Source organism: Nonomuraea sp. PA05 (assembly GCF_008086045.1).
Classification (GTDB): domain Bacteria; phylum Actinomycetota; class Actinomycetes; order Streptosporangiales; family Streptosporangiaceae; genus Nonomuraea; species Nonomuraea monospora.
The window spans coordinates 358,982-367,441 of record NZ_VSEY01000006.1; the positions used below are offsets into that span (position 1 = coordinate 358,982).

An 8,460-nucleotide genomic window follows, 5' to 3' on the forward strand; every position below is an offset into this window, starting at 1 on the left:
GATTTCCTACCGGAGAGGGTGGTCCAGCAGCCATGGAGGACGCGCCCGCGAGCCACGAGGCTGAGGTGCTCAGGCAGCCACAGAAGAACGAGGGAGAGACGTGATCGAAGTGAGGGACCTGACCGTGCGGTACGGCCGCACGGTCGCCGTGGACGACCTGACCTTCACCGTGAGACCGGGCGTGGTGACCGGTTTCCTGGGCCCGAACGGCGCGGGGAAGTCCACGACCATGCGGTCCGTGCTCGGGCTGGAGGTCCCTGAAAGGGGCGAGGCGCTGGTGGACGGCCGCGCGTACGCGTCGCTGCGCCGCCCCCTGCGCACCATGGGAACGCTGCTCGACGCCGGGGCCGTGCACGGCGGCCGGACCGCCCGCGCCCACCTCGCCTGGCTGGCCCGCAGCAACGGCATCGGCGCGGGCCGGGTGGCCGCCGTGCTGGAGCAGGCCGGTCTGACCGGTGTCGCGGACCGGCGGATCAGCACGTTCTCGCTCGGGATGAAGCAGCGGCTGGGCATCGCGGCGGCGCTGCTCGGCGACCCGGCGGCGCTGATGCTGGACGAGCCGCTGAACGGGCTGGACCCGGAAGGCATCCGCTGGCTGCGCGGCCTGCTGCGCTCGCTCGCCGGCGAGGGCCGCACCGTGCTGCTGTCCAGCCACCTGATGAACGAATTGGCGCTCACCGCCGAGCACGTCGTCGTCATCGGGCGCGGCCGGCTGGTCGCCGACACCAGCACGGAATCCCTGGCCGGGCACTTCCAGGGCGACGTGCTCGTCCGCACGCCGTACCCGGAGCGGCTCGCCGGCGTCATGCGCGCGCACGGGGCGACGGTGGCGGCCGAGGACGACGGGGCCCTGTCCGTCCGTGACCTGGCGGCGTCCGAGATCGGCGCGCTGGCGCTGTCCGCCGGAATCGCGCTGGTGGAGCTGACGCCGCGCGGCGCGTCGCTGGAGGAGGCGTTCATGCGGCTCACCGGCGACAGCACCGACTACCGGACCGCCCCGCGGGAGGCCGTGCGATGATCGACGCGATCGCCGCGGAGTGGCTGAAGCTCCGCTCACTGCGCTCGAACCTCCACCTGCTGGCCAGCTCCGTGGCGGCCGTCGCCGCCTGCGCCGGGATCGCGTTCATGATCGGACGCGGCTTCGACAACCAGACCATGGACGAGCGGATGGCCTTCCCCACCAACGGGGACGGCCTCGGCAACGGCATCGCGGTCGCCTACGTCGTCTTCGCCGTGCTGGGAGCCCTGGCGATCACCTCGGAGTACGGCACCGGGATGATCCAGTCGAGCCTGGCGGCGGTGCCGCGCCGGCAGGTGCTGCTGCTGGCCAAGGTGCCGGGCCTGGCCGCCGTCACGCTGGTGGCGGGCCAGGCGCTGGCGTTCGCCATGCACGCGGCCTCCATGGCGGTGCTCGGCGACCGGGCCGGGCTGCTGCTGCGGGAAGGGGTGCCGCTGGGCACGCCGCTGTCGCATCCGGGCGTGCTCGCCTCGGTGATCGTCACCGGGCTGTCGATGGCCGCGGTCGCGCTGATCGGGCTGGGCGTCGGGGCCGCCGTCCGCTCCACGCCAGGCGCGCTGGTCGTGCTGGCCGTGATCATCGTGGTGCTGCCGGTGGTGGCCAGGACCCTGCCCATGCCGCTGCGTGCGCAGGCGGGCTCATTCATGATCGAGAACTTGCCGCTCCAGATCGCGGGGACCGGCGGCGGCAGCCTGTCCCCGGCCGCGGCGGCGGGGCTGCTCATCGGGTACGTGATCGCCGCCCTGACGGCCGGAGCCACGGTGATCGCCCGGCGGGGACGCCGGATCAAGGCGCTGGCGGTCGGCGTCGTCGCGGCCCTGCTGGTCTCGGCGGTGCCCGCCGCCGCGACCGCCCTGCCGGGATCGAGCCGGGCGGCCCTCGCCTGGGCGCGGTGCGCGGACCAGGAGCTGCTCCGGGAGATGCGCTGCGCCTCCATCACGGTCCCCCTCGACTGGGCCGAGCCGTCCGGGCGGCGGATCGACCTCACCGTCGGTCTGCTGCCCGCGACCGGCGTCCAGCGGCGGATGGGCACGGTGTTCACGGTCCCCGGCGGGCCTGGCGCCTCGGGCGTCTCCTCGCTGAGCGAGAGCGCCGCCGGCTTCGCCGAGCTGCGCGACCGGTTCGACGTGGTCAGCGTCGAGCCGCGCAACACCATCGACAAGGGCGTGCTGTCGTACGAATGCCTCACCTCGGGCCCCTGGATCACCTGGCCCGGCACCCCCGCCGAGTACGCCGAACTCGGCAGGAGCAACAGGGCGGCGGCCGAGCGCTGCCGCGCCGCCGATCCGGAGTTCTTCGACCACATGGACTCGGCCTCGGTGGCGCGCGACATGGAGGCCATCCGGGCCGCGCTGGGCGAGGACAGGCTGAGCTTCATCGCCAACTCCTACGGTGGCATGCCCGCGCTCGCCTACTCCCGGCTGTTCCCCGGGCGGGTGCGCGCGATGGTGTTCGACGGCACGGCCAACCCTTACCAGCCCCGCTCGCGGAGCAGGCTGCCCCATGAGGCCGCCTTCGCCCGCTTCGCCACCTGGTGCGCGAAGGCCACCGCCTGCGCCCTGCACGGCCGGGACGTCGGTGAGGTCTGGCGGACGCTGGTGGCGCGGGCCGATCGTGTGCCGGTGCCCGTCAAGGGCGAGCGGGCCGCCTACAGCGGGTTCGACTTCAAGGAGGCCGCCGCTCCCAGCATCATCTCGCCTGGACCCGCGCCCGAGCACCCCCGCTGGGTGGAGCTGGCCGAGGCGATCGAGCGGGCCGCCGGAGGGGACGCGTCGGGGTTCGCCGACTACGTGCGGCGGAGCACGAAGAGCGTGAAGGTTCCCTCGTTCACGGGGATGAACATGACGCACTGCCTGGACGGGCTGGGCTTCGAGAGCTACGAGGCGTACCTGGAGCAGCGCCGCGAGGGGGAGCGGCTGCTGCCGAACCTGGCCGGGATCGAGCTGTGGCACCCGCTGGCCTGCGTGGGCTGGCCTTCGCCCGTCACGAACCCGCCGGCGCCGCTGCCCGCCGGGGAGTTGCCGCCCTACCTGGGGGTGGGCTCGCTGACGGATTTCGACGCGTCGGCTGACCTGGTACGGCGGGTGCCCGGGTCGGGGGCGATCCAGTATCTGGATCATGGGCACGGGCTCTACAACGCGGGCAACTCCTGCATCATCGGCCACGTGAACCGGTACCTGATCAGCCTGCGCCTGCCCGCGCCCGGTGCCGTGTGCCCGAAGGCCGCCGCCTGACGGCTCCGGGGCGGGCATTCGGGCCGGGGCCTGGCGCTGCCACGCGGCCGACTCTGGACCGCGTGGCGGGCGGCTGGGTGCGGGCGTCGTGCGCAGGCGAAGGCGTCGTGCGCAGGTGAAGGCGTCGTGCGCAGGTGAAGGCGTCGTGCGCAGGTGAAGGCGTCGTGCGGAGGTGGCGGGCGTTGTGGCGAGGTGGCGGGCGTCGTGCGGCCCGGCCCGTCAGGACGCCTCGGTGGCCAGGCGCTTGAGGGCCGCCCGTGGGATGGCCGGGTCCGTGGTGCGCCAGAACGGCGGCAGGGAGTTCAGCAGGAACCCGCTGTAGCGGGCCGTCGCGAGGCGAGGGTCGAGGACGGCGATGACGCCCTTGTCGTCCTGGGCGCGCAGGAGGCGGCCGGCGCCCTGGGCGAGAAGGAGGGCGGCGTGGTTGGCCGCCACCGCCATGAAGCCGTTGCCGCCCCTGGCCGCCACGTGGCGCTGGCGGGCCGAGGTGAGGGGGTCGTCGGGCCGGGGGAAGGGGACGCGGTCGATGATGACGAGGCGCAGCGAGGGGCCGGGGACGTCGACGCCCTGCCAGAGCGACAGGGTGCCGAACAGGCAGGTGGGCTCGTCGTCGGCGAACTGCTTGACCAGGAGCATCGTGGAGTCGTCGCCCTGGCACAGGAGCGGCACGTCGAGGCGGTCGCGCAGGGCCTCGGTGGCGGCCTTGGCGGCGCGCATGGAGGAGAACAGGCCGAGCGTGCGGCCGCCGGCGGCCTCGATCAGCTCGGTGATCTCGTCGAGGTACTGCTGGGGGAGGCCGTCGCGGCCCGGCTGGGGCAGGTGCTTGGCGACGTAGAGGATGCCGGCGCGGGGGTGGTCGAACGGGGAGCCGACGTCCATGCCCTGCCACTTGCCGTCGGCCAGGCCCCACTGGGCGGCGAGCGCGTCGAAGGTGCCGCCGAGCGCCAGGGTGGCGGAGGTGAGGACGACGGTGCGCTCGCCGAACAGCTTGTCGCGCAGCATGCCGGCCACGGTGAGCGGGGCGACGCGGAGCGAGGGCGGGCGGCGGTCGGTGCCGGAGTCGAGCCAGACGACCTCGGCCCGGTCGGCCTCGGAGTCGTGCCCGTAGGCGTCGAGCATGCGCACCGCCGTGTCGTGCACCTCGTCGAGGGCGGTGAACGCGGCCTTGCGCTGGCCCGCCTTGTCGGGGTCGTCCTTGTCGGCGCTGCGCGGGCCCATGGCGGTGATGCAGCGCCAGGCGGTGTCGCGGATGAGCTGGAGGGTGAGGCCGAGCACCTGCGGCATGTCGTCGATGCGGCCGGGCGGGGCGGCGGCCAGCAGCGCCTTCAGGTCTTCGCCGGCCTCCATGAGCTGGTCGGCGACGGGCTGGTCGATGAGGCGGCCGACGCGGCGTACGGCCAGCATGACGGACGTGTCGGACAGCTCGCTGGTGACGACGGACGTGACGCGGTCGACCAGCTCGTGCGCCTCGTCCACGACGACCACGTCGTGCTCGGGCAGGACCGGCAGGTCGCCCATGGCGTCGATGGCGAGCAGCGCGTGGTTGGTGACGACGACGTCGACCTCGCCCGCGCGGGCCCTGGCCATCTCGGCGAAGCACTCGGCGCCGCTGGGGCAGCGGGTGGCGCCCAGGCACTCCTGGGCGCTGACGGAGAACTGGCGCCACGCCTGCTCGCTGACGCCGGGCACCAGCTCGTCGCGGTCGCCGGTCTCGGTCTCCTCGGCCCACTCCTGGATGCGCTGCACCATGCGGCCGGTGGCGCTGACCTCGCGCGGGTCGAAGAGCTGGTCCTGCTCGTCCTCCTCGGGCCAGCCCGCGGTGGCCTTGTAGCGGCACAGGTAGTTGCGGCGGCCCTTGAGGATGGCGAACGTCGGCTCGTGCGGCAGCTCCTTGCCCAGCGCGGCGGACAGGCGCGGCAGGTCACGATCGACGAGCTGGCGCTGCAGCGCGATCGTGGCGGTGGAGATGACGACGGGGGAGTCGCTGTCCATGGCGTGCCGGATCGAGGGCACGAGGTAGGCCAGGGACTTGCCGGTGCCGGTGCCCGCCTGGACGGCCAGGTGCTCGTCGTCGTCGATGGCCTTCTGGACGGCGCGGACCATGGTGACCTGGCCCTGCCGTTCGCTCCCTCCGAGAGCGTCGACCGCGATGCTGAGCAGTGTGTCCACTGGTGGGAGATGGGAGTCCGGCACGGCACTAAACGCTACCGGCATTCCGGGGTCGCCGCGCCGAACGCGGTGTGATCGGCCAGACGCATCCCGGCGTTCCCGGATACTCCCGGCGCGTCGCGTGGCACACTGGGCGATCGGAACTCCAACTGGTCACGGAAGATCTTCACTGGGTGTGACCAGAGGGAGTCCGGGTGTAGATGGTAAGGCCGGTTCCTCTGGGTTTTCCGGGGTTGAGTGGACGAATAAAGGCTGGTTAAAGCAGTATGTCTGCCATGTCGGAAGTTGTCCCGTTGCCGTCGTTCGGCGAAGTCTTCTTCGATGCACGAGGTCAGGAGCGGTGCCTCCGCGTCACGTGGCATGAGGGCACGCTGGTCCTCAGCCTGTGGCGCGGCGAGATGTGCACAGCGAGCTTCCGCATGCCGATGGAGGACGTCGGCAGGCTGCTCGACACCCTCGACGAGGGGTTCGCGGAGGCCACGGGCGAGCAGCCCGCGGTGCCCGCGCACGACCCCGGCACGGAGGTCATGCCGGGCACCGGCACGTACCACCGGCCGCAGCCGCACGGCCAGCAGCCGCAGCCACCGCAGCTCGACGAGCGGCCCACCGCCGCCCTGTCGCCCAACGACGTCCTCGTGGCCAGGGGCCCCGCCCCGCAGGACAAGCTGGTGGCCTCCTACAGCGAGACCACGGGCCCCAGGGACACCACCCCGGCGTACGGGGAGCGCTCGCCCTTCACCGGCCCGCAGTACGCGGACGCGGCGAGCGGCCCGCAGCGGTACGCGGACGCGCCCGGCCAGCAGTACGCCGACGCGGGCGCTCCGCAGTACATCGAGTCGACGGGCCCGCAGCCGAGGTACACCGGCGACCCGTTCAGCGGCCCCCAGTACACCTCCGACCCGCTGAGCGGCCCCCACTACACGCAGCCCGCCCAGCCCGAGCCGTTCACCGGCCCGCAGTACGTGGACGGCAGCGAGCCCGTCTACCAGATGCCCGGCGCCGACCGGCGCAGGCAGGCGCCGCTCAGCACCGACCCGCTGGGCTTCCCCTCCCAGGCTGCGGAGCCGTACCAGGCCGCGGAGCCGTACCAGGCGGCCGAGCCGTACCAGGCCGCCCAGCCGCAGCAGCAGGCGTACCAGCAGGACCCGTACCCCTCCGACCCGTACGGGGGCCGCCGCTCCGACGGCTACCAGCAGCCCCAGCCCCAGGCGAGCACCGCGGGGCTGGGCACGCCCATGCACGGCATCCCGGGTGCGGGCCGCCGCCGCGCGGCCCCGCAGCAGCAGCAACAGGCCCAGGACTACGGCTCCTACCAGCAGAGCCCGCCGCAGCCCAACCCGGTGGACCCGCTGCTGGCGCTCGGCCGCCAGGAGCAGTACCCGCCGCAGGACCACCACCAGTACGACCAGTACGGCCAGGACCAGTACGGCCAGCCTGACGAGGGCATGTCCCGCCCGTACGTCGGGGACCCCATGTTCTCCACGGGCGAGCGCCTGCGCCCGGAGCAGCCCGACTACCACGAGAGAAGCGACCGCAGGGAGTGGTGAGGTCCCGCCGCGGCGCGGCGGGTACGCTCTCGGCGGGACGATTGAGCTGAGGCGGTCGGCTCGCGATCGCCCGGTCGGGGGCTGGAGGGGCGCCGGTGGATCCGAGCACGGGGTTGCAGTTGCTGCTGCTCGCCGGAGGCGCGGTCGGGGTGGCGGCGGTCGCCAGGCACAAGGGCTGGCCTGCCCCGTTGCTGCTGGTCGCGGCCGGGCTGCTGATCTCGCCGCTGGTGCCGGCGGTGCCGCTGCAGCCGGAGCTGGTGCTGTACGTGTTCCTGCCGCCGCTGCTCTACTCCGCCGCGCTCGACAGCTCCTACCTGCGCCTGCGAGACGTCAAGCGCTCGGTGGGGCTGCTGTCGGTCGGGCTGGTGCTGTTCACCACGGTCGCGGTCGGGCTGGTCGTGCACCTCATGCTGCCGAGCCTGCCGCTGGCGCTGGCGTTCGCACTGGGCGCCATCATCGCCCCGCCCGACGCGGTGGCGGCGGTCGCGGTGGGGCGGCGGCTGGGCCTGCCGCGCCGGTCGCTGACCATCCTTATCGGCGAGAGCCTGTTCAACGACGCCACCGCGCTGACGCTCTACCGGGTGGCCATCGGGGCGGCCGTGGGCGGGGCCGTCAGCGTCTGGGAGGGGCTGGGGGAGTTCCTGTTCGCCGCGGCGGGCGGGGTGGCGATCGGGCTGGCGCTGGCGTTCGTGTTCGCCTGGATCTTCCGGCGCACCCGCGACTCGCTGGTGGAGAACACGCTGATGCTGCTGATCCCGTTCGCCGCCTACCTGGCGGCGGAGAGCGTGCACGCCTCGGGCGTGATCGCGGTGGTGATCGTCGGCCTCTACCTGGGCAACCGCATGCACCTGCGGGGGTTCGGCACCAGGCTGGTGTCCGACGCGGTGTGGAAGGTCACCGACTTCTTCCTGGAGGCGATCGTCTTCGCGCTGATCGGGCTGCAGCTCGTGACCGTGATCGAGGGCATCAGCGGATACAGCGCCTGGGCGGTCGCCGGTTACGCGGCGGCGGTGCTGGCGGTGACGATCGTCAGCAGGTTCGTGTGGATGTTCGGGGTGACCTGGGCGATCAGGCTGTGGCGCAGGGACAGCGCGCCGTCGGCCGCCGAGACGGTGATCCTCGGCTGGGCGGGCATGCGGGGCGTGGTGTCGCTGGCGGCGGCGTTCTCGATCTCGGGGGTGCCCGGGCGGGACCGGGCGCTGCTGCTGTTCCTGACGTTCACGACGGTGATCGGCACGCTGCTCATCCAGGGCACCACGTTCCCCGCGCTGATCAGGCGGCTGGGCGTGTCGAGCGAGCGCGAGCAGTACGAGGACCGGCTGGCCGAGGCGGCGGCGCAGCAGGCCGCGCTGGAGGCGGGCCTGGCGGAGCTGGAGCGGCTGGTCGGGCAGCTCGACGGCGAGCCCGACGAGATCCAGCAGCAGGTCGTCGACCAGCTCAGGGAGAAGTCATGGCGCCGCTCGCTCACGGCGTGGGAGCGGCTGGGGGGGGG

The 8,460-nt window shown here is 73.2% G+C and carries 5 protein-coding genes; 4 read left to right on the forward strand and 1 reads right to left on the reverse strand.

The genetic code is table 11. The features are described from left to right. Positions 1-100 precede the first annotated feature (100 nt). A complete protein-coding gene (locus tag FXF51_RS12550) occupies positions 101-1,018 on the forward strand; it encodes an ABC transporter ATP-binding protein (protein WP_148434447.1) in 918 nt (305 codons plus the stop codon). Further along, positions 1,015-3,252: an alpha/beta fold hydrolase gene (locus tag FXF51_RS12555; protein ID WP_148434448.1), complete on the forward strand. Its 2,238-nt coding sequence runs from the start codon at positions 1,015-1,017 to the stop codon at positions 3,250-3,252. Before FXF51_RS12550 ends, FXF51_RS12555 begins: the two co-directional genes overlap by 4 nt. A gap of 219 nt (positions 3,253-3,471) precedes the next feature. Here the strand turns inward: FXF51_RS12555 and FXF51_RS12560 are convergent, their stop codons facing one another. Further along, positions 3,472-5,466, reverse strand: a complete 1,995-nt coding sequence (locus FXF51_RS12560; protein WP_148434449.1) for an ATP-dependent DNA helicase — start codon at positions 5,464-5,466, stop codon at positions 3,472-3,474. 230 nt (positions 5,467-5,696) lie between these two features. Between FXF51_RS12560 and FXF51_RS12565 the strand changes: the two genes are divergently transcribed. Then, the gene (locus FXF51_RS12565) at positions 5,697-6,968 is read left to right on the forward strand and encodes a hypothetical protein (RefSeq protein WP_148434450.1); all 1,272 of its coding nucleotides are present in this window, start codon (positions 5,697-5,699) and stop codon (positions 6,966-6,968) included. 95 nt (positions 6,969-7,063) lie between these two features. Then, positions 7,064-8,460: cation:proton antiporter (locus FXF51_RS12570; RefSeq protein ID WP_148434451.1), on the forward strand; the 1,397-nt coding region annotated here is incomplete at its 3' end.